Origin of the sequence: Actinomyces ruminis, assembly GCF_002154335.2 — a bacterium.
GTDB lineage: Bacteria > Actinomycetota > Actinomycetes > Actinomycetales > Actinomycetaceae > Actinomyces > Actinomyces ruminis.
Genome location: NZ_MTPX02000032.1, coordinates 27,132 through 47,881 on the forward strand (window position 1 = coordinate 27,132; position 20,750 = coordinate 47,881).

A 20,750-nucleotide genomic window follows, 5' to 3' on the forward strand; every position below is an offset into this window, starting at 1 on the left:
TGGTTGCTCTGGGCGGTCGAGCGGTATTCGGGACGAGGGGTGCCGCGTGCAAGGGGGGAGAAAACAATGCGGTCCGTGATTGCTGCCGTTGTCGCGAATATGATCGGTGTGCTGCTCGGCGTGCTCGCGTTGACTCTCTTCGAAGGCGCCGTCGAACTACTGGTGGAGGGTGGCGCCGACGCCGCGGTGGTGCCCTACCTGATTCCGGCAGCCGGACTTGTCGCGCTGGCGTCCGTCACCTTGCTGCTGGTAGTTCGCCGGCTGTGGTCGTAATCGCCGCTCCCGGCGCCGCGCGCACAGGGACGCGGCGGTGGGGAGCATGAGGGCGCAGTACACCGCCGGTGCCCCCCGTGGGGCTCGAACCCACGACCTTCGGATTAAAAGTCCGCAGCTCTGACCAACTGAGCTAGAGGGGCGCGCCTCCGGCCGGGAGCGGAATCCAGACGCGGTCGGCGGCGTCAGCATAGCCGATTCCGCGGCCACTCTCTGCTGGAGAGCCTGAGCATGCATGGTCTTTCCCGGAGTGCCCATCGCAGACGGGATGCCTGTGCGCGTGCGCTGTTCGCTATGCGCGCCGGATATCCCTCACCCCTCTGCCCACTCATGCGGGACAATGCCATCAGTAACGCGAACCGGGCACTCGCCATCGACGCGACCGACCCGGCTAACACCCGCGACACAAGGAGTTCCTATGGCTCGCCAGTTCCATCGTCCCGCCCGACTAGACCCCGAAGCGGCCGAGAACATCGAGGCAGTGACGACACCGCCGTCGCCTCCGAACTCGCCCACCGTGCCGCGCAGGCCCTGATTGGCGGCTTTCCCGAAGACGCACCTGAAACCGACGTCTCCGTGGAGTCGATCACCCGCGACGGTGTGGTAGCGGCCGTTGCCGGCCACGGGGTCGACGCCGTGGCCGAGCTGTGGGCGGACTCGCCCGCAACCACCCTGCCGGGCACGCTTTGGCGGCTGTTCCTGGTACGTGAGTGGATTCGCCGCGACCCGGAACTGGTTGCGCGGCGCTACGCCACCGTCGTGGATCTCACCGCCATCGCCAGCCAGGCCGAGGCCGCCGCTGCGCGTGTTCGCCTCGACGCGGCACTGGTCGACGCCCGCCGGGTCCCTGCCCCCGCGGACATACGCGGCGCCCTGGACGAAGTCCTTGCCGGCGCCCTTGAGGCTCCGTACCCGCGCTCGTTCCCATCCTGACCGCCACGTCCGGCTTCCTGACCGCGCTGGCCGCCGGCTCCAGCCCCGTCTGGATCGACGACGACGCCGACGAGTTGGCGCACCAGGTCACCCGGCGTGACTCCGCGCTGCTGGCCACCGCCGACGAGCTGTTGGAGGCGGCCCGCCGTGCCGGCGCTGGCCTGCTGGACTGATCCGGCCCCGTGCCGGCGCCTGCCGGCCCGCGTGCGATGACGCCGGCCGCCTGGACTCCACGGTTCCGCGGTGAGGTTCACGGCCCACCAGGGGCGCGGACGTGGGACGATTTCCCCATGACGACGCCCGACTCCGAAGCGACCCCCTCAACGAACTCCGCGCCGCTGGCCTCTTTCCTTGGTGGTTGGGCGCGTGCGCAGGCGCGGCACGCCGCCGACCCGGGTTCTTCTCCGGTCAGTCCCGCGGAGGCCGAAGCGCTCGCCGCGACCTCGGCGGCGTCTGCGGATGCGGACGACGCCGCGGCATTGACCCAGGACGACCTGGATATCATCGAGGATCACGTCATTGAGGCGGCCGACCCGCGCGACTTCGCCGATGACGACGCCGGTCCCCAGTATGAGGACGAGGACTTCGACGAGGATGCCCCCGCCGTCGCGAGCAACCGGGGCGATGACGCCGGTGCACCTCCGGTCTCGGCTCCCGATGCCAATGAGCAGACCGGGTGCTTCGACGCGGAGAACTCCGTGGCCCTGCCCGAGGCTGATCCGGCCGACTGCGCAAACACGGCCGTGGACGCGGAGGCCGAAGCGGACGGAGCCGCAGGCGCCGTCGTCGACGACCCGGAAGCCGACCTGCCGCCGCTGGACTCCTTTACCGATCGCTTTACCGACCGGGAGCTGACCTGGCTGGACTTCAACCAGCGGGTCCTGGAGCAGGCCGAGGACCAGGACCTGCAGCTGCTGGAGCGTGCCTGGTTCACCGCGATCTTCTCCTCCAACCTGGACGAGTTCTACATGGTGCGCGTGGCCGGCTGATGCGTCGCATCAAGGCCGGTATCACGCCCGTGCGCGCCTCTGGCCTGGACGCCCATCAGGTCGTTGCGGCCATCACCGAGCGCACCAAGGAGCTCATGGCCAGACAGGCGGCCCTGTTCCAGGACGACATCCGTCCCAAGCTTGCCGAGCGCAACATCGAGATTCTCGACTGGGAGCAGCTTGATCCCGAGCAGGCCGAGAAGATCACGCGCTACTTCCGCCACCAGATCTTTCCCGTGCTCACTCCGCTGGCCGTGGACCCCTCTCACCCCTTCCCCTACATCTCCGGCCTGTCCCTCAACCTGGCGGTGCTGTTGCGCAACCCCCGCTCCGGCAAGGAGCACTTCGCCCGCGTCAAGGTGCCGCAGTCGCTGCCGCGTCTGATCACCGTGCCCGGGCGGGAGCTGGATCCCAAGAACAAGCAGGCGGGCGCCGCCTTCATCCCCATCGAGATCGTGATCGCCCAGCACCTGGATCACCTGTTCCCAGGTATGGACATCCTCGAGCATCACCTCTTCCGGGTCACCCGCAACGAGAACCTAGAGGTGGAGGAGGACGACGCCGAGAACCTCCTGACCGCGATGGAGAAGGAGCTTGAGCGTCGCCGCTTCGGCGCGAGCGTGCGCCTGGAGGTGGAGGACACCATCAGCCCCTTCGTGCGCCGCTACCTGGTGCGCGCCCTGAACCTGCACGACGACGACGTCTTCGAGCTGCCGGCGCCGCTGGACCTGACCAGCCTCAACCAGCTGCACGATCTGGACCTCCCGGAACTGAAGTACCCGCGCTTCGTGCCGGTCACCGCGGCCGGGCTGGCGCCCCAGGAGTCCAGCACCCCCGGGGACATCTTCGCCGCCATGCGCGAGCACGACGTGTTGCTGCACCACCCCTACGACTCCTTCTCCACCTCCGTGCAGGAGTTCGTCTCGCAGGCGGCCGCCGATCCCAAGGTTCTGGCCATCAAGCAGACCCTGTACCGCACCAGCGGAGACTCTCCGATCGTCGATGCGCTCATCGAGGCGGCCGAGGCCGGCAAGCAGGTGGTGGCGATCGTGGAGATCAAGGCCCGCTTCGACGAGGAGAACAACATCTCCTGGGCGCGCAAGCTCGAACGGGCCGGCGTACATGTCGTCTACGGCATGGTGGGGCTCAAGACCCACTGCAAGCTGCTGCTGGTGGTGCGTCAAGAGTCCGACGGGCTGCGCCGTTACTGCCACGTCGGCACCGGCAACTACCACCCCAAGACCGCCCGTGGGTATGAGGATCTGGGTCTGCTCACCTGCGATCGCGACGTCGCCCAGGACCTGACCACTCTGTTCAACCAGCTCTCCGGCTACGCCCCCCGCGCCCGCTTCCGCCGGCTGCTGGTGGCCCCGCGCACCGTGCGCGACGGGCTCATCGAACGCATCGAACGCGAGATCGCCAACAAGCGGGCCGGCAAGCCCGCCTGGATCCGCATCAAGGTCAACTCGATCATCGACGAGGCCTGCATCGACGCCCTGTACCGGGCCAGCCGTGCCGGCGTCGACGTCGACATCGTGGTGCGCGGTATCTGTGGCCTGCGCGCCGGCGTGCCCGGGCTCAGCGACAACATCCGGGTCCGCTCGATCCTGGGCCGCTATCTGGAGCACTCCCGCATTTACGCCTTCTGCAACGATGGGGAGACCGACCTGTTCATCGGCTCGGCGGACCTGATGCACCGCAACCTTGACCGCCGGGTGGAGGCGCTGGTGCGCATCACCGACCCGGTGATGATCGCCCAGCTCGAATGGCTGGTCACCCACGCGGCCTCCGACGCGGTCTCCTCCTGGTGGCTGGAACCCGATGGCAGCTGGACCCGGCACACTCACGACGCCGAAGCAACCGGCTGGAGGACATCCAGACCACGCTCATGACCCGTGCCCGCTCGCGGCTGCGGAGCGGACACTGACGAGCGGGAATCACCGGATATGACAGACAAGTCCAACACAGATGCGGTGATCCGGGCGGCGGGCGCCTGGTGTGGCGTGAGACGAACGGACACCTGGAGATCCTCCTGGTCCACCGCCCCCGCTATGACGACTGGTCCTTCCCCAAGGGCAAGGTGGAGCCGGGGGAGTCGGTGCGCACCTGCGCGGTACGCGAGGTAGCCGAGGAGACCGGCATCCAGATCGCCCTCGGGCAACCGCTGGACACGGTGCGCTACAAGCTGCCCGACGGCACCCGCAAGGAGGTCCGCTACTGGGCCGCCCGCGAGGCCGTCGGCGACTCCCCGGCCCTGCGTGCCCGCACACCGGTGACACCCTCCGACGTGGCGGAGATCGACGACGTCGAATGGGTACGTTCCAAGAAGGCCCGCACGCTGCTCACTCACCCGGCCGACCGGGACCTGCTCGGCTCCCTGGTAGACCTGTGGGAGGACGGCAAGCTCGACACCTGGACCTTCGTGCTCGTGCGCCATGCCCGCGCCGTCAAGCGCTCGGTGTGGAACCGGCCCAAGGAGCGGGACGCGGAAACCGACGAGGCGACTCGCCCCCTGACCAAGGATCAGGGGGAGGTGCGCGCTCGGGCGCTGGTGCCGGTGCTGGCCGCCTACGGTGTCGCCCAGGTGATCACCAGCCCGTGGCGCCGCTGCTACGACACCGTAGCCCCGTACACGCAGGCCGCCGGCCTGGAACTGGTGACCGAGCCGGCGCTGACGGAGGCCGCGCACGCCGCCAAGCCGAAGGCCGCCCGCAAGGTGGTCTCCAAGGTGCTGCGGCGCCGCGATGTGCCGGTGGCCGTGTGCACGCACCGTCCGGTGCTGCCCACCGTCATGGAGGCGATCTCGGATTATGCACCCGGCAAGCTGCTGCGCTCGGTTCCGGATCGGGACCCGTGGCTGAAGACCGGGGAGATCATGGTGGTGCACATGGCGCGCCGTCCGCGTGGCAAGATCCGCGCCGTTGCGATTGAAAAGCAGCGCCCGGTGCTGTCCGAGGGCCGCTGACGCCGCCCGCTCCCCGCGAGAGCGGCACCAATGACGTGCAGGGACCGGTGCTGTTGAAGGACGTCGGGCCGGAGAGCGCCAGTCGGCGCGATGGCCGCTCGTGGCGGCTTATGTTGGAGCCCGGGGCCCGTCACGGCCCGACGTCGCGACCAGGGTAATACACGCGCCTCGACGATCGCCGTGAGTACGCCCGTCGCGGACGCCGAGCGGCCGCCTGGCTGCCGGTCCTCCACCGCCGTGTTGCGAACAACGCCCGCTTCGGCCAAAAAGCCCACCGACGGGTAGGCGAAGAGCTTCACCGCCTCCGTGTCATGGGCGACCGGTACACACTCCCGGGCCGAGCTACCCGGCAGCAGTACGAGCGGCGGCAACGACAGATCGCCTGGCCGTCGCCTCGCTGAACCCGGGAGATCCCCGTCCCCGCCCATTCCTCCTGTACCGGCGAGGCATGTTTCCGGGTGTCCATTGGCGCCCCCCGCCTGCGGTTGGACCGTCCGCCTGCGGTCGGACCGTCCGCCTGCGGTTGGACCGCCTTAAACGCACTCTCAGACGGTCCAAGCGCAGAAACGCGGTCCATCTGAAGGAACCCGGTCCAAACCGAGGAGGTTGACAGCAGGCCTCCCCACGACACGCCCGAACCGCACACACATTCGCGCCGATAACCCACCCTCGACTACTGGTGACGGAGATGCAAGAAGGTCCATGAGCGAGCTCATGGACCTTCTCATCGTCGGGGTATTCGGCCTGGCGGCCTGTTGCCCCTTCCTCCTCGGACGCCTCACGAGCAAGCTCGCGGGCGTCCTCGTCGTCGGGGTGGCGGGATTTGAACCCACGACCTCTTCGTCCCGAACGAAGCGCGCTACCAAACTGCGCCACACCCCGTGTGCGGGACGACTATAGCCGCCGTCGCGCCGGTGGGGGAAATCGTGTGTCTGAGGATTCGGTCACCCGCCGGGCGATCAGCCTGCCGGCAGCAGCGTCAGCAGTGTTGCCTCCGGGCGGCATGCCACACGCACCGGTGTGTACGGGCTGGTACCCAGGCCGGCGGACACGTGTAAGAACATGGCGTCGGTCTCACGGCCGTCGAGGCGGGCGTCCGGCCAATGCGACAGTCCCGAGGCTCGGCGGCGATCCAGGTCGCAGTTGGTCACCAGCGGCCCGTATCCGGGCAGACACAATTGCCCGCCGTGGGTGTGCCCGGCGAAGGCAAGTTGCACGCCGTCTGCCGCCATGGCCTCCAGGACCCGCCGGTAGGGGGCGTGCAGTAGCCCCAACCGCAGCGGCCTGCCAGCACGGTCGAGGAGCGGATCGCCGTCGTCCGTGCTCGGGGGCACCAGCGCGGGGGGCGGGAATGCGTCCCGATCTACATGCGGGTCATCCACCCCCACCAGCTCGATGCGGCGGCCATTGACGTGGAGGTTGCCGCGGGCATTGGTCAGATTGACCCAGCCGGCGTCGGCCTGCAGGTCGCGTACCTCCCGCCAGGGGAGCGGCTCAACGGCGGCCTCCTGCTCGGGGTCGTCGCCGGAGCGCGGATCGCGGCGCAGGTAGCGGGTGGGCAACTTGAATACCGTGGTGCGGTAGTCGTGATCGCCCATGACGAAGGCGCCGGGCAGGCGTGCGAAGGCTCTAGCGCCCGGCCCAGCGGTTCCAGTCCACTTGCGAAGGACAGATTGTCGCCGGTGTTGACGACGACGTCGGGGCGTGTGTTCGCCAAACCACGCACCCACTCCACCCGCGCCTCGGTACGGTCGGTCAGATGCAGGTCGGACAGGTGCAGGATCGTAAGCGGGCGCTGGCCGGGTGACAGCACGGGCACATCCACCCGGCGCAGCACCGGCGAGCGCGCCTCGAGCAGCGCATAACCGAGTAGACCGGCGCCGGCGGCCAGGCCGCCGAGCACGGCGTTGCGGGCCGTGGACATATCAGTCCTCGTCGTCGGAGTCGTCGTCCTGGGCCGCGGTGGAGTTCTGCTGCGCCTGGGCGTCGTCGTCGGAGTTGCTGGTTGTCGGTGCGCCGGCGCCGAGGCTGACCTGGTTGAAGGATTCCACCGGCTCGCCGGCCAGGGCGGCGTCCATGTAGGTCTTGAACATGGGTGCGGGCAGGTCGGCGCCGTACATGGTGGCGTAGTAGCGCCCGCCGATGTATTGGCCGTTCATGGCGTAATAGCCGTCGGAGTGGCCGGTCCATATGGCGGTGGCCAGCTGCGGGGTGTAGCCGATGAACCAGGCGTTGTCCATCTTGTCGGTGGTGCCGGTCTTGCCGGCCGCGGGGCGCCCAGTAAGGGTGGCCGCCGTACCGGTGCCCTTGCTGGTCAGTACCGATTGGAGCGTGAGGGTCACCTGGTCTGCCGCGGTTGCGCTCATCACCTGGCTGCAGCTGGCCGACGGCGTACTCATCTCATTACCGTCGCGTCGGTGATCGAGTCGATGGCAATGGGGGTGCAGTACACGCCGTGGGCGGCGAAGGTCGCATAGGCGTTGGCCATGGCGATGGGCGTGGTCTCGGTGCCACCGAGCACGATGGACGGATAGGGGTCGACCGGATCCCCACTGGCCTTAGTAACGCCCATATCGGCCGCCAGCTGGGTGACGCTACACACATCCATCTGGGCGAGCATCTCGCGTAGCCGACGTTGATCGACATGGCGGTGTTGTCAATTACCGTGTGCCGGCCGTTCTCGGAGGCGTCGGCATTCTTGGGTGCCCAGGCCTCGGGGTGGAAGTCGGGGTCGCAGGAGATGTTCCAGTCGGAGGAGTAGAAGGTGCGTGGCGTGGTGTTGGTGACCGTGTACCCGGAGCGGCCCTCCTGGTACCACTCGGCCAGGGCGAAGGTCTTGAACGCCGACCCGGGCTGGAAGCCGTTCGACTCCATGCCGCCGTGCAGATAGTCGGCCGAGTAGGAGATCTGGGTGGCGGTGGGGTCGGAGCCGGTGGCATCGCCGTAGTTGGTGTTCTGGGCCATGGCCAGGATCCGGCCGGTGCCCGGCTCGATCGACACCAGTGCCGTCTTGACGTTCGACGGATCGCCGGTGGGCACGTAGGCCTGGATCGTGTCGTTAGCGTTCTTCTGCTTGGCCGGGTCCAGCGTGGTGGTGATCTCCAGGCCACCCCGAAGCAGCAACTGGCGGCGTTCGGCCTCGGTGTCGCCGAAGATGTCGGAGTTCTCGATTTCCCCAACCACATACTCGCAGAAGTAGGCGGCCGAGCCCGCGGCCCCGCAGCCGCCCACCGAGTCGGTTACCTTCAGCAGGTCCGTGATTTGAGTGTCCAGCCCGGCCTGGTACTCCTCGGCGGTGATGAACTCTTCCTCGTACATCTTCTGCAGCACCCAGTCCATCCGGGTCTTCGCCTTGTCCGGGTACTGGACGGGATCGTACATTCCGGGGGCGTTGGTAAGACCCGCCAGGAGTGCCGCCTCAGCAACCGAAAGGTCCTTGGCAGAGTGGGAGAAGTAGTGCTGTGCGGAGGCCTCCACCCCGTAGGTAGACGGGCCGAAGGAGGCGATGTTGAGGTAGCCCTCGAGGATCTGCTGCTTGGAGTACTTCTGCTCCAGGGTGAGCGCGTACTTGATCTCCCGCAGTTTGCGGGCAACGGTAGGCGCCTTGGCGGCGGCGACGGCGGCGTCGTCGTCGTTCTGCAGGCCCGCCTCGATGAGGACGTTGCGGACATACTGCTGGGTGAGCGTGGAGGCGCCCTGCGAGCCGCCGTTGGCGTTGGAGACCACGGCACGCACAATGCCGGCCGGGTCGATGCCCTTGTGCTGGTAGAAGCGCTGGTCCTCTACGGCCACGATGGCGTTCTGCATATTCGGGGAAATATCGTCCAGGGAGACGACGATGCGGTTCTCGGCGTAGAACTGGGCGATCTGGCTGCCGTCGGAGGCCTTGATCACCGAGACCTGGCTGGGCTCAAGGACGTTGAAGTCGTCGGGCAGCTCGTCGAAGAGCTGGGCGGAGGCGTTGGTGATCGCGGAGGCGACCCCGACGGCGGGCATGGCGAAGCCCGCCGCCAGCACTCCGCCCGCGCCGGACAGGAGCAGGAAGACCAGCAGCATCGCTACGACCTGGGCCGGGGAGGATAAGGACCTGCCGCGGGAGGAAGACTTCGACATGAGGCCCACACTACGGCGAAATGGTCTGTTTGTGCACCGGGCGACGGCGGACGGCGGCTGAAAAACGCCTAAGAGGAGCGTTGCGCGGCGTCGGTGGCAGCGGTGGCTTGTGTGACGATCTCGCTGGGCCTACCGGGGCGCATGGCTCGCGCGCGGGCAACGCGCGCTGGTCAATTTGGCAAATGACCATCGGTTGGCATACCGTCTACGTGTGACCCGGCTGACATTGTAGTCGGCCGCAGCGGTAGGGGAGTGAGAAATGACGAGCGACCAGACTTGGGCGGCCCGTGCGGCCTGCGCAAGCGTGCAGCCCGACAGGCTCTTCGGCAAGGGGGCGGAACAGCGCGATGCCCGTTCGCTGTGCTTCACCTGCCCGGTACGTATGGAGTGCCTGGCGGAGGCCCTGGACTCCGAGCTGAGTTTTGGTGTCTGGGGAGGACTGACCGAGCGCGAACGCCGAGCGCTGCTGCGGCGGTTCCCGGAGGTGACCGACTGGAGCGAGTGGCTGCGCCGGGAGGACGACGAGCTCGTCGCGGAGATTCACGCTCGGCGCGCTCCCCGCATTCTCGCGCGCGTGCGGTGAGTCCGCTGCCCGGGCGGTCGCGTCCGGCGCATGTGTGCGCGGGGACCGGTATTGCCGACCGTATGGGGTGACATTGCCGCCAAGGTCTCTGCGAGGCTTTCAGCGACAGTCATGGGCCCATAGGCTCGGGTCATGACTGATGCAACCAGCAATGCCCCGGCAACAACCCGGTGGGAGTACGCAACCGTGCCCCTGCTCGTCCACGCCACCAAGCAGATTCTTGACCAGTGGGGAGCCGACGGCTGGGAACTCGTGCAGGTGATTCCCGGCCCGAACGGTGCGGAGAACCTGGTCGCCTATCTGAAGCGGCCATTGGCTGAGGGTTCCGCGCGGTGCGGGAGTGTCGAGGAAGCAGTGACAGTAATCCTGCTGCCCGGGAAGAGGGACTCTTCGCGTTTGCCGACGTGCCGCGTGGCCTCGACCACCGCACACCGCCGCGACCACAACCCGGTTCGAAGCGCACTTTGGACCCCTCGCGTCGGTTTGGACCCCTCACGTCGGTTTGGACCGCTCATGTCGGTTTGGACCGCTCATGTGGCACACAACGGCGGTCCAAACAGGGGCAAGCGGTCCAAATGGACTTACGCGGTCCAAACAGGGGATAGCGGTCCAAACCGAAGAGCTCACCGGCGGGCATCCCCGTGACACGCCCGGACCGCACACACATTCACGCCGACAACCTGCAAACACGCCGAAACCGACACGTCATTCGTGTCGGTTTCGGCGGGTTACTTGTGCCGTTCTCGGGGGAGAGAAGGCGTGGACGTCAGCGGGCGCGGCGGCGCAGGCGGTCGACGTCTAGCAGCGTTACGGCGCGTCCCTCCAGGCGGATCCAACCGCGGGAGACGAACTCCGCCAGCGACTTGTTGACCGTCTCGCGCGAGGCGCCGACCAGCTGGGCGAGCTCCTCCTGGGTGAGGTCGTGCGGCACGTGCACGCCGTCTTCCGTGCTGGAGCCGAAGCGGTCGGCGAGGTCCAGCAGGGCCTTGGCGACGCGGCCGGGCACGTCGGAGAAGACCAGGTCGGCCAGGGCCGTGTTGGTGCGGCGCAGCCGCTGGGCCAGGGCGCGCAGCATGTCCTTGGCCAGGGTGGGGTGCGTCTCGATGAAGCTCATCAGCTGGGTGTGCTCCAGCGCCAGCAGGTCGGTGGGGGCGACCGCGGTCGCCGTGGTGGAGCGCGGACCCGGATCGAACAGGGTCAGCTCACCGACGACCTCGCCGGGGCCGAGCACCGCCAGCAGATTCTCCCGCCCGTCGGCCGAGGCGTGGCCGAGCTTGATCTTGCCGGACAGGAGGATGTACAGGCGGTCGCCCGGGTCGCCCTCGTTGAAGAGGATCTCGCCGCGGCGCAGGGTGGTCTGCGTCATCATGTTGCGCAGTTCTTCCCGCTCCTCCGGATTCATCCCCTCAAACAACGGGATTTTGGAGATGATGCTGTCTTCCACGAAGGTCCTCCTGTGGTGTCGTGCGGCGGGCCCGGGAACGAGCGGGGCCTCTTACGTCATATCCTAGCCACGGCTTGTGACCTGTGGCACGCCGACGAGCATTGTAGTCTCACTGTGTGCCAGGTCAAATCAACGAGTCTTCGGGAATGCAGGCGACGGCGTCGGGCGGGCCGGTGCCTAGGGCGGACGGGCCGACGCCCGCCCCGAGCGCGCCGAGCGCCCCGAACGATGCGGCCGTCCAGCGGGCTGCCGCCGTCGACGAAGAACTCATCCGCCTGTATCCGGACGCCGGCTGCACCCTGGATCACGACGGTCCCTTCCAGTTGCTGGTGGCGACGGTCCTGTCCGCGCAGACCACCGACGCCCGCGTCAATACCATCACCCCGGGCCTGTTCGCCCGCTACCCGGACGCGGCCGCGCTCGCCGGCGCGGACCGGGCCGACCTGGAGACGCGGCTGCGGCCCCTGGGCATGCACCACACCCGCGCCGCGCGGCTGATCGCACTGGGTGCCGAACTGGTGGCCGCTCACGGCGGTGCGGTGCCCGCAGACCGGAAGGCGCTGGTGGCGCTGCCCGGGGTGGGGCGCAAGACCGCCAACGTGGTGCTCGGCAACGCCTTCGGCATGCCCGCGATCACGGTGGACACGCATGTGGGCCGCCTATCGCGCCGCCTGGGTTGGACGACGGCGCACGACCCGCTCGCCGTCGAACGCGATCTCGCCGCCCTATGGGCGCCGGAGCGGTGGACCGACGGCTGTCACCGCCTCATCATGCATGGGAGGACGGTGTGCCGCGCCCGTGCGCCCCGCTGCGAGGCGTGCGTGTTAAACGCCGCCGGGCTATGCCCCCGGGTCGGCGTATGAACGACGTCCCGCGGCGCCAACCGGTCCGCTGGACCCGGGCGGAGGACTGCGACTGTGGCGCGTCCTGCCGGGGCGGGGCCGCCAGCTCGGTGAGGAAGGGCAGCAGCACATCCACCAGCCGCTCCGGCGCCTCCTCCTGCGGGAAGTGCCCTACGCCGCGGATGGTCACCTGCTGCAGGACGCCGACCACATGATGAGTATCGCGGGCGTGGGCCCGAGCGGGCTGCACCGGGTCGAACTCGCCCTGCACGGAGAGCACCGGCACCGTCGTCGGCCGGTTCAGCGTCTGCACCTCGGCGCGCGTGAGGGTGGAGCGGCGGGTGTTCTCCAGCGCGGAGCGTGCCGCGCCCGGACGCGCCAGTAGCGCGGCGTAGTATTCGGCGCCCTCGGTGACCAGGGGGCGCGTGGCCGGGGCCGCCCACGAGCGCAGTAGCCGCTCGACGCCCGCCGTCGTCCTCAGGCTGCGTTCGGGCAGCAGCGGCACATTGAAGAACAGGTGCTGCACCGCCGAGCCCATGACGTTGCGCATGGGCAGGGAACGCACGGCCAGCGGATGCGGCGCGCCAATCGGTATCAGCCCCACCGTCAGCTCCGGCTCCAGACTGGCCAGCGTCCAGCCGACCTGCCCGCCGAGCCCGGCGCCGACGATGATCGCATGGTCGTGTCCGAGCGCGCGTACCACGGCGGCGACGTCCCGGGCGAGTGTGACCAGGTCGTAGCCCGACGGCGGGCGGTCGGAGCCACCGAAGCCGCGCAGGTCGACGGCGATCACGCGGTGGCCGGCGTCCGCCAGTGCCGGGATCACGTGTCGCCACGTCCACCAGCACTCGGGGAAGCCATGCAGCAGGAGAACCGGATGGCCGGCCGGCACGGCAGTCTCGGGGCCACGTGAGGCTGATGGGGCCGGGCGTGGGACGGCGGAGGTCAGGGGAGCCTCGGGGCCGGCCAGGACGACGTGGAAACGGGTACCGCCGGCGGTGACGTGGCGGTGGGTCCACGGTCCGGGACGAGTCACGGTGGCTTGCACACCGGCAGCCTACTGGCAAGACGGCCGCACCCGCTCGATCTGTGGCCGCTCCTCGCCTAGGTCGGTATCGCAGCAACGAAGCTCGTTGAGCCCAGCGGCTCAGGCCATCAGCAGCGAGGCCGCCACGTAGACGGCGGTGCCTCCCACCAGCGACAGGCCCATCGCCCGGCGCCACAGGTGCAGTGCGGCGGTGGCGCCGATGCCGACGACGGCGGGCAGCCAGGTGGCCGGGGCGGTGGTCACGCCGTCGAGTGTGTAGGCCACCAGCACGATCATGACGCCCAGCGGCATGGCGTCGCCGAGGAAGGTCAGCAGCGGTACCCGGCCGCGCCCGCGCAGGAGCACGAAGGGCGCGATACGGCAGCCGTAGGTAATGGCCGCCACCACCACAACGGTCAGCGCCAGTTGGGAGTTGGTCAGCATCGGTGCGCCTCCTCGCCGGCGGGACGGGCGGCACGCTGCCGCCAGGTGTACAGCGCGATCAGGGCGACCGCGAGGGTGCCCAGGGCGCTGAGCAGGGCCGCCGAACCGCCCACCGCCAGTCCGACGGCGCCGGCCACGAACCCGATCAGCAGCACCGCCAGGTCCGGGTGGGAGCGCCAGTTCTCAATCGCCAGGACCACGAACAGCGCCGTCAGCACGAAGCCGAGCAGCTCCACCCGCTCGCCGACTAGGGCCGCCAGGCCGGTGCCCGCAAGCGCCCCCGCGGTGGTACCGGAAATCCATGCGCTGTGGCTCATGGCCTCGACGGTGACGATGTAGCGTCCGCTCATCGCCGCCCGCTCCCGCGACGCCAGCAGGGCATACACCTCGTCGGTGATGGCGTGGATCGCGTACAGGCGGGTCGCCAGGCGGCCGCGCACTCGGTCCAGTGGGAACCCCAGCCCGTAGAAGACGTGCCGGCCAGACACGAACAGCGTAGAGGCGGCGATTGCGGCCAGCGGCTCCCCGGCGCCGGCCAGCGGTACCAGCAGCATCTGCATGGTGCCGGAGTAGATGAGCACGCTCCACAGCGGCGCCCACCACCAGTCCAGGCCCTCGGCGACCAGCAGCAGGCCTGCCGCCAGGCCGAGCGTGATGTAACCGATGACGACCGGTACGGCGTCGCGGGCGGCGTCACGCCTCGTCGCCATCTGCGACGCCGGGCGAGGCGTGGATGACGGGCGTGGGCCGGCGGGTGAGATACGGGGATCGGGCACCGGCCCAGGTTAGGCTGCTGTTGGAGGCGGGAACGCCGTTGGCTTCATGCTGAGACTGCGCCGCTGTGCGGGGGGCGGGCCGCCGGTGGACGATGGCGCCGTGGCAGGCGCGGTCGCTGCTCGGGTCAGTCGTGGCGGCGTCCGCGGTCGATGATCTCCTGCTCGCGCCGACCCGCGCGGCGGGCATTGTGCGAGACCACGCCAACCATGATCATGAACAGGCCGAAGGCAATGAACTTGCCGCTGACGGCATCAGCCCAGAAGTAGCTGGACAGGGATGCGCCCAGGTTCGAGTGCGCCGTCAGCCGGTCCAGGAACGGCCCGACCGAGTCGTTCATCGCCGTCGGCGCCGCCAGGAACGGCACACCGCCCAGCAGTGAGATCACGCCGACGACGAAGGACCCCAGGCTGGAGCGGCTAGCCGTCCACAACGCGATGGCGAGCACGACGGCGCCCGCGCCCAGCTCCACTAGCGCGCGCACCGGCGTGCCGAAGGTCAGTGGGGCGGCACCGTCGACCGCAGCGGTGGCCCCAGCGTGAAAGAGGTACCAGGCCAGGGGCAGGGCGATTACCCAGACCAGTACGCCGGCCCAGTGGGCGGCGGCGCGGGACTTAGGGTGGCCGACGACGCTGGAGCCGTCCAGCAGGATGTCGTCCTCCGTACGCGGCCGGGGCCGCGCGGCGGCGGGGGCGGCGTCGACCGGCATGGGTGCGGTGTTCTGCGAGGCGGGCGATGCGTGAGTGGCCGGGGCCGGGGCGGGCTCCGGTGGGGACAGGGTGGAGGTGGCCTTCTCGTCCGGTGCGCTGGGGCTGGCGACGGAGTCTGCGGTGGCCTCCGCGGTGGCGGGGGCGGCCGCGAGATCGGCAGCGCTGGGCGCTGATTCGGCGGCGTCCGGCGCGTCGGTGGTGCGCCCGGCTTCGGCGTCTACCTGCGCGGATGCGTGGGCCCATGCCGCGGATTCGGCATCGGGGTCGGCGGCCTGGGTCTCGGGGTCGTTTCCGGCGGTGGTGTCGGTGCTCATCGGGACCTCCTTCTACGCCCACGGTAACGGTCGGGCACCCGCCCGCGGGGAGGCGTGCCGGGGCCGTGACGAAACTCGACCGAGTAGGCGCGGGCGGAACTGGAGGGGGCGGGGTCGGCGCGGCAGGCTAAGCGCGCGGCGACGTTTCGCGGGAATGCAGCTCGGCGAGTTCGCCCGCCCGGCCCCGGTGACGGGCCAGGTGCGCGCCCCAGCCGACCGTGAGCAGCACGGTGCCCGTCAGCAGCAGGCTGATGCCGGTCGGGTCGTGGGGGAGCAACCGGGCCAACAGGACGGTTCCCGGCAGGTGCGGCCACACCTGCGCCAGCATTGCGGGCAGGGACAACAGCACCAGCAATGCCCCCGTGACGCGGGCCCCCAGGGTCGATCTGCCCGTCAGTGCTGCGCCCAAGACCAACAGCACCAGCGCTAGTGCGGGCCCGAGCAGAGCACCACCGAGCGCTGCTCCTGGGGATACCAGGGGCGCGTACCCGGCCGCGATCAGGGCCAGGCCGGCTCCTACTGCCACTGCCGTAAACGGGAAGGAGGCCACATGATCGCGTCGTCGCGAAGGCGGCGCCGCCGGGGTGACTCCCGGTCTCCGGTCATTTGCGCCGAGCCTTACCGACAGGCGTGCCTCCGCGCGGCCCGCGCGGCGGGCCAGGCGCATGCCCCAGGAACCTCCCAGCAGCAGTCCCGCCACGATGAGCACGGCGCCGGTGGGGATCAGGGAACGGGCCCATGCGAAGGGAGCGGCGGTGGCGCGCTCGGGACTGAGCAGGATTACGGCCTGCGCCACCAGCGCGACGATTCCCCCTACCAGACCGCCCAAAGAGGAACGCACCGCGAACAGCCACTGCGCCAGGGCGGACAGCATCAGCATGAGCAGCCCGAACACGATGATGCGCCCCAGCTGGCCGGCGGCGGAGGCCTGGGCGGTCACGCCCGCTAGGGCGAGCGTCAGCGGCGGTACCAGCAGGCCGACCACAGCGGTCAGCAGATAGTCGCCGCGGCGCGAGCGCGGCGCCGCAGTCTCGATGGAGCCAATGTCTTGCGTCACAAAGGCGATTCTAGATGAGTGGCCAGTTAGGGTGGGCTCCGCTGGAAGCCGGTCGGGGCGCGTCGGCGCCGACTACTCCGCATCCTCGAGGTCTCCGCCGGTCAGTAGAACCTGCAGAACCCTAGGCGCGGTGAAGCGGTGCGGCTGCCTTGCGCACTGTGAACGACGGCGTGGAGACCGTCAGGTCAACCAGGTCAGTGGCATGAGCCGAGCGCGGGGAGGAGACATGAACGACCTGCTTCAGTTCCTCCTGCACCGGCGTCAGTCCAGCAGCCGTCGCGGAAAGGGTGCAGAGTCTCGAACTGGTAGTGGGCTATGCCTGCTACGACGACAGGATCAATGGGGTTCCTCCGGTTTGTGGGTGTGGTGGTTGAGTCGGGCTGAGGGGTCTGTTGCGCCGGTTGGGCGTTAACAACGCTACTTAACGTTCTGCTGTATACCTTCGGGCCCTTCAGCAGACCGTTAACAGGCGTTGTTAACCCCGAAGTGGCGTTGCAGATGAACCCGCTTCCGGACAGCGGGGCTGCCGGCAGACAAGCGCGGCGTGGTGAACCGGCAGGCTCACCAGGTCCTTCACCCCGCAACACGCCAGCCACCACACCTACAAACCGGAAGAGCCACTTTGCACACAATGGGCACCTGTGTGACATCTGCTGGCGGTGCATTGCACATAACGGGTGTTTGCGATGTAGTCCCATCTGCGCCGGCTTGCGGTGGCTCCGCCCACACGCATACAGTGACCCCGTGATCAGCCTGGGGGTGACGATCGGGCCGCCGCCCGGTGAACGGCCAGGGCGCAGGGACGGGGCTGCGCGTGCAACCGACCCGGCTCGTGCGCGGCACCAGCGGCACGCACCTGCCGGTGATCCGATCGTTCGGGCGCTGGACACGTTCGCCGCCGATCCGCGGGTCAAGCGCGCCGAGGACGCCGTGCGCGAGGCCTCCACACAGCTGCGCTGGCACCAGGCCCTGCGTCGCGCTGGCGCGAGGCCCGCGCCGAGACCGCAATACGCAGCGCCATCGCCTCCGCCGCCGTCGAGGGCGTCGTCCTGCCCACCGCGGTGTTGCGCGACGCCGTCGCCGCCTGCATTCTGACCGAGGCCGCCACCGGCGACCCCTCCCTTGACGTCGCCGCCGGCCTGTGGCGCGCCGGCGTGCGCCTTACCGAATGGATGCCCGACCTGGCCGGCCCCGTCCGTCCCGCCCAACCGAGTCCCCGCGCCTTACTGACCGCGTTGCACCGCGACGTCGCCGGCCCACTCGCGGCCACCGGACAAATCCCCGTGGACGCCGTCGCTATTCCACGTGCCCCGGGGACGATGCCGCTAGAGGGCGGTCCCGGGGCGGCCCCGGACGCCGACGCGTTGCGGGACCGTATCGCCGCCCTGCTGGGCCTCATTGACCTCCCCGGTGCCCCCGCGCTCGTGCGCGCCGCCGTGGTGCACGGCGAGATGATCGCCGCCCGCCCCTTCAGCGCCGCCAACGCCGCCGTCGGCCGGCTGCTGGTGCGCTATCTGATCACCCGCGACGGGCTGGAACCCACCGGCGTGGCCGTCGTCGACCAGTACGCCGGCCGCGCGCCCGGCGCCTACGCCGCGGCGGCCGCCGCCTACGCCTCCGGGCAGCCCGACGGCGTAATCGACTGGATCCTGTGGCAGGCGGAGGCGATCCTCGTCGGTATCCAGGAGGCGCAGGCCATCTGCCGTTCCGTCCAGGCCGGAACCACCGCCGTGCCCTGAGCCTCGACCGCTGTCCACAGGCACGGTTCAAGACAGCCTGCGCGAGCCCTATCCACAGGCCGTCAGCACCATTTGCGGTACCCAGCGCACTCTGTTGGCGGGCGGAACCAGCACCGGCCGCCCGGCACCATCGCCCAGGAGGCCCCATGGACACCGCCCCACTCGTCCCCAATGTGCGGGTACTCCTCGCCAGCGCCCCCGACGGCGCGCCCCCTGCCGCCCATCCGCTCGCCGTTCCGGACAGCTTTCCGGCGGACATCGTGCGCGCCTGCACCGGTGCCGACCCCGTCGGCACCGCACCCGGCGAGGACCCGCTCGGCTCCGCCCGCGCCCTGCTCGCCGACCCGGAGGTCTCCGCCGTGCTGCTGTTGACGCGGCAGGAGAGTCCCGCGGTGCAAACACAACCCGGGATTGTGGTCGGGAGCCTCGAGCGCTGCTGCGGTCCCGACGGCGCCGACCACCTCATGGTCTTGCTGCTGGCCGCGCAGCACCCGCCGCGGGCCCGGCTCCTGGTGGTCGTAGGGGCCCGTGGCGGGCTCGGTGCCAGCACCTTCCTGCTGCACCTGGCGCGTGCGTGCCACGCCCGCGGCAGCGGCGTCGCCATCGTGGACGCCGACCCTGCCGGTGGCCTGGGCCTGCTCCTGGGCGACGGCGTACTGCCTGGCCTGCGCTGGGCGGACCTGCCCGACGACGAGCCTGCCTTCCGCCCGGAGAAACTCACCACCGCCCTGCCCGCCTGGTTGGGCATGCCCGTGTTGACCGGTGACGGGCGCGGCGGGCCCCGCGATCCGCAGCAGCTGCGCCCCGCCCTGGATGCCCTGCGCGCCCAGCACGACCTGGTGCTGCTCGACCTGCCTCGCGGCTGGCCGGCACCCCCGGGTGCCACCGTCCTGCTGGTGTCCGGCCTCGACCTGCGCTCGGCCGTAGCCGCGGAGCTCTGGCGGCCCGGTTCCAGGCGGCGCCAGCGCCGGCCGCGCAGGCCGCTCCGCCGAATCTGGCGGGTACGGGCCTCGCCACGCCGCCCGGGGTGTACACGGTGGTGCGCAAGCTCGGTGAGGACCTGACTCCAGACGAGCTGGCGCTGACGACCGGCACCGAGGTCCTCGCCGTCCTTCCGCACGAGCGCGCAGTCGCCCAGCGCATCGCCCGCGGGGACGACCCCACCCGCGGCCGCGGCGCCCTGCGCTCCCAGGCGCGCGCCGTCGCCGAGCGATTGCTGGGCGACGACGAAGCGCCCGAGGACGCGCCATGGTAGCCGCGACCTCACCGGCTGGAACGGGCGGTATCCGGCCGGCGGGAGTTCCGGCAACGGGTGCCGGGGATGCGAGGCGCGACGAACTGACCCGCGTGCGCAGCGCCCTCGCTCACGGCGCCAGCCTCGACGCCGCCCTCGGCTCCGGGGCTGCTCCCACCACCGGCGCGGGCGGTCTGGCCCGCCTCACTCGACATGTGCGCGCCGACGTCGCGGGCGCCGGCCCCGTCCTGCAACCACTGCTGGAACTGGACGGCGTCACCGACGTGCTCGTCGGCGCCGGCCGCACCTGGATCGATCGCGGCCGTGGGCTCGAAGCGGTTCCCGACACCAGCCTGCCAGAGGCACAGGCGCGGGCGCTGGCCGTGCGCATGGCCGCCGCGTGCGGGCGCCGCCTGGACGACGCCAGCCCCATCGTCGACGTCACTCTGGCCGACGGCACCCGCCTGAACGCCGTCCTGCCGCCGCTCAGTGCCGACGGCACCCTAATTTGCCTGCGCACCAAGCGCCGTCGCGCCTTCACCCTGACCGAGCTGGTCGCCGTCGGCACCATCGCTCCCGGCATGGACACCGTCCTGACCGCGCTCGTGGACCGCCGCGCCAACTGCCTAGTCACCGGCGCCACCGGCACCGGCAAGACCACCCTGCTGGCGGCCCTGCTGGGGCAGGTGCCTGGTGACGAGCGGATCGTGTGTATTGAAGAAGCCAGCGAGCTGCGCCCCGACCACCCGCATGTGATTCACCTGCAAGAGCGCGGAGAGAACGTTCAGGCGTCGGCGCCGTTCCCATGACCACCCTGGTGCGTACCGCGCTGCGCATGCGCCCGGACCGGATTGTGCTCGGAGAGTGCCGCGGCCCCGAGGTACGCGACGTGCTCACCGCGCTCAACACCGGCCACGAGGGCGGCTGGGCCACCCTGCACGCCAACTCACCCGCCGACGTCCCCGCTCGCCTGACCGCCCTGGGCGCGCTGGCCGGCATGGGCGAGAGCGCCGTCGCCGCCCAGGCCGCCAGCGCCCTCGACGCCGTCGTCCACCTGCGCCGCCAGACCCGACCCGGCGCGGCCACGCTGCGCCGGGTAGCCGCCGTCGGCGTGCTGGAGCGGGACGGCGAGCGGATGCGGTGCCGGGACGCCCTGGTGGTGGACACCGACGGTGCGGTGGCGGCCGGGCCCGGCGTGGACCGCCTGGCCGCACGGATCGGGGAGCGTCCGTTGCCGCAGCCCTGGGCATAGGCACCCGGGAGACTCCCACCCCGCTGCTGCCGGGTTCGCCGCCGGGCCCGGGACGCG

The 20,750-nt window shown here is 70.1% G+C and carries 13 protein-coding genes, 2 tRNA genes and 6 pseudogenes; 11 read left to right on the forward strand and 10 right to left on the reverse strand.

Annotated elements, in window-relative coordinates; genetic code table 11:
* The first annotated feature begins 75 nt into the window (after positions 1 to 75).
* Positions 76 to 273, forward strand: a complete 198-nt coding sequence (locus BW737_RS05120) for a hypothetical protein (protein WP_143233281.1) — start codon at positions 76 to 78, stop codon at positions 271 to 273.
* A 69-nt stretch (positions 274 to 342) separates the two neighbouring features.
* Here the strand turns inward: BW737_RS05120 and BW737_RS05125 are convergent.
* Positions 343 to 416: transfer RNA gene (locus BW737_RS05125), tRNA-Lys, on the reverse strand.
* A 275-nt stretch (positions 417 to 691) separates the two neighbouring features.
* Between BW737_RS05125 and BW737_RS05130 the strand changes: the two are divergent.
* The 3 genes and pseudogenes from BW737_RS05130 to BW737_RS05140 all read left to right on the forward strand — a co-directional run bounded on the left by BW737_RS05130 (position 692) and on the right by BW737_RS05140 (position 5,160).
* Positions 692 to 1,379, forward strand: a pseudogene (locus BW737_RS05130) (hypothetical protein).
* Positions 1,380 to 1,496: 117 nt separating this feature from the next.
* A pseudogene (locus tag BW737_RS05135) lies at positions 1,497 to 4,122 on the forward strand (RNA degradosome polyphosphate kinase).
* Positions 4,123 to 4,191: 69 nt separating this feature from the next.
* Positions 4,192 to 5,160 carry an NUDIX hydrolase gene (locus BW737_RS05140; protein WP_257210493.1) on the forward strand — a complete coding sequence of 323 codons (969 nt, stop codon included), beginning with the start codon at positions 4,192 to 4,194 and terminating at the stop codon, positions 5,158 to 5,160.
* An 808-nt stretch (positions 5,161 to 5,968) separates the two neighbouring features.
* On the opposite strand, the gene BW737_RS05145 is transcribed toward BW737_RS05140, so the two are convergent.
* The 3 genes and pseudogenes from BW737_RS05145 to BW737_RS05155 all read right to left on the reverse strand — a co-directional run bounded on the left by BW737_RS05145 (position 5,969) and on the right by BW737_RS05155 (position 9,273).
* Positions 5,969 to 6,042 (reverse strand) — tRNA-Pro (locus BW737_RS05145).
* Between the two features lie 77 nt (positions 6,043 to 6,119).
* A pseudogene (locus BW737_RS05150) lies at positions 6,120 to 7,084 on the reverse strand (metallophosphoesterase).
* Between the two features lies 1 nt (position 7,085).
* A pseudogene (locus BW737_RS05155) lies at positions 7,086 to 9,273 on the reverse strand (transglycosylase domain-containing protein).
* 259 nt (positions 9,274 to 9,532) lie between these two features.
* On the opposite strand from BW737_RS05155, the gene BW737_RS05160 reads away from it, so the two are divergent.
* Both BW737_RS05160 and BW737_RS05165 read left to right on the forward strand, forming a co-directional pair.
* Complete coding sequence (locus tag BW737_RS05160; protein ID WP_073331031.1) at positions 9,533 to 9,856, forward strand: WhiB family transcriptional regulator; 324 nt, start codon at positions 9,533 to 9,535, stop codon at positions 9,854 to 9,856.
* 132 nt (positions 9,857 to 9,988) lie between these two features.
* Positions 9,989 to 10,174 (forward strand): annotated as a pseudogene (locus BW737_RS05165) (DUF4177 domain-containing protein); the annotation flags it as partial.
* Positions 10,175 to 10,622: 448 nt separating this feature from the next.
* Here BW737_RS05165 and BW737_RS05170 read toward each other — a convergent pair.
* A complete protein-coding gene (locus tag BW737_RS05170) occupies positions 10,623 to 11,300 on the reverse strand; it encodes a Crp/Fnr family transcriptional regulator (RefSeq protein ID WP_086615458.1) in 678 nt (225 codons plus the stop codon).
* A 116-nt stretch (positions 11,301 to 11,416) separates the two neighbouring features.
* On the opposite strand from BW737_RS05170, the gene nth reads away from it, so the two are divergent.
* A complete protein-coding gene (nth, locus tag BW737_RS05175) occupies positions 11,417 to 12,163 on the forward strand; it encodes an endonuclease III (protein ID WP_257210494.1) in 747 nt (248 codons plus the stop codon).
* Here the strand turns inward: nth and BW737_RS05180 are convergent.
* From BW737_RS05180 to BW737_RS05200, 5 genes are all read right to left on the reverse strand, one after another.
* A complete protein-coding gene (locus BW737_RS05180) occupies positions 12,069 to 13,190 on the reverse strand; it encodes an alpha/beta fold hydrolase (protein ID WP_086615460.1) in 1,122 nt (373 codons plus the stop codon). The genes nth and BW737_RS05180 overlap by 95 nt on opposite strands.
* 99 nt (positions 13,191 to 13,289) lie before the next feature.
* Positions 13,290 to 13,613, reverse strand: coding sequence for a branched-chain amino acid transporter permease (locus tag BW737_RS05185; RefSeq protein WP_086615461.1), 324 nt, complete (start codon positions 13,611 to 13,613; stop codon positions 13,290 to 13,292).
* Positions 13,607 to 14,323, reverse strand: coding sequence for an AzlC family ABC transporter permease (locus tag BW737_RS05190; protein WP_086615462.1), 717 nt, complete (start codon positions 14,321 to 14,323; stop codon positions 13,607 to 13,609). The genes BW737_RS05185 and BW737_RS05190 overlap by 7 nt, the downstream gene beginning before the upstream one ends.
* Before the next feature lie 191 nt (positions 14,324 to 14,514).
* Entirely contained in the window at positions 14,515 to 15,411 is an 897-nt protein-coding gene (locus BW737_RS17790) for a hypothetical protein (protein WP_257210495.1), read from the reverse strand.
* 127 nt (positions 15,412 to 15,538) lie between these two features.
* Positions 15,539 to 16,468 carry a hypothetical protein gene (locus tag BW737_RS05200; RefSeq protein ID WP_257210496.1) on the reverse strand — a complete coding sequence of 310 codons (930 nt, stop codon included), beginning with the start codon at positions 16,466 to 16,468 and terminating at the stop codon, positions 15,539 to 15,541.
* Positions 16,469 to 17,532: 1,064 nt separating this feature from the next.
* On the opposite strand from BW737_RS05200, the gene BW737_RS05205 reads away from it, so the two are divergent.
* The 4 genes and pseudogenes from BW737_RS05205 to BW737_RS05220 all read left to right on the forward strand — a co-directional run bounded on the left by BW737_RS05205 (position 17,533) and on the right by BW737_RS05220 (position 20,693).
* Entirely contained in the window at positions 17,533 to 18,207 is a 675-nt protein-coding gene (locus tag BW737_RS05205; protein ID WP_257210497.1) for a Fic family protein, read from the forward strand.
* 146 nt (positions 18,208 to 18,353) lie between these two features.
* Positions 18,354 to 19,271 carry a cellulose synthase operon protein YhjQ/BcsQ gene (locus BW737_RS05210; protein WP_086615463.1) on the forward strand — a complete coding sequence of 306 codons (918 nt, stop codon included), beginning with the start codon at positions 18,354 to 18,356 and terminating at the stop codon, positions 19,269 to 19,271.
* On the forward strand, positions 19,244 to 19,462 hold the full coding sequence (locus BW737_RS05215) for a hypothetical protein (RefSeq protein WP_143233282.1): 219 nt from the start codon (positions 19,244 to 19,246) through the stop codon (positions 19,460 to 19,462). Before BW737_RS05210 ends, BW737_RS05215 begins: the two co-directional genes overlap by 28 nt.
* A pseudogene (locus BW737_RS05220) lies at positions 19,456 to 20,693 on the forward strand (TadA family conjugal transfer-associated ATPase). Before BW737_RS05215 ends, BW737_RS05220 begins: the two are co-directional and overlap by 7 nt.
* The last annotated feature ends 57 nt before the right edge of the window (positions 20,694 to 20,750 follow it).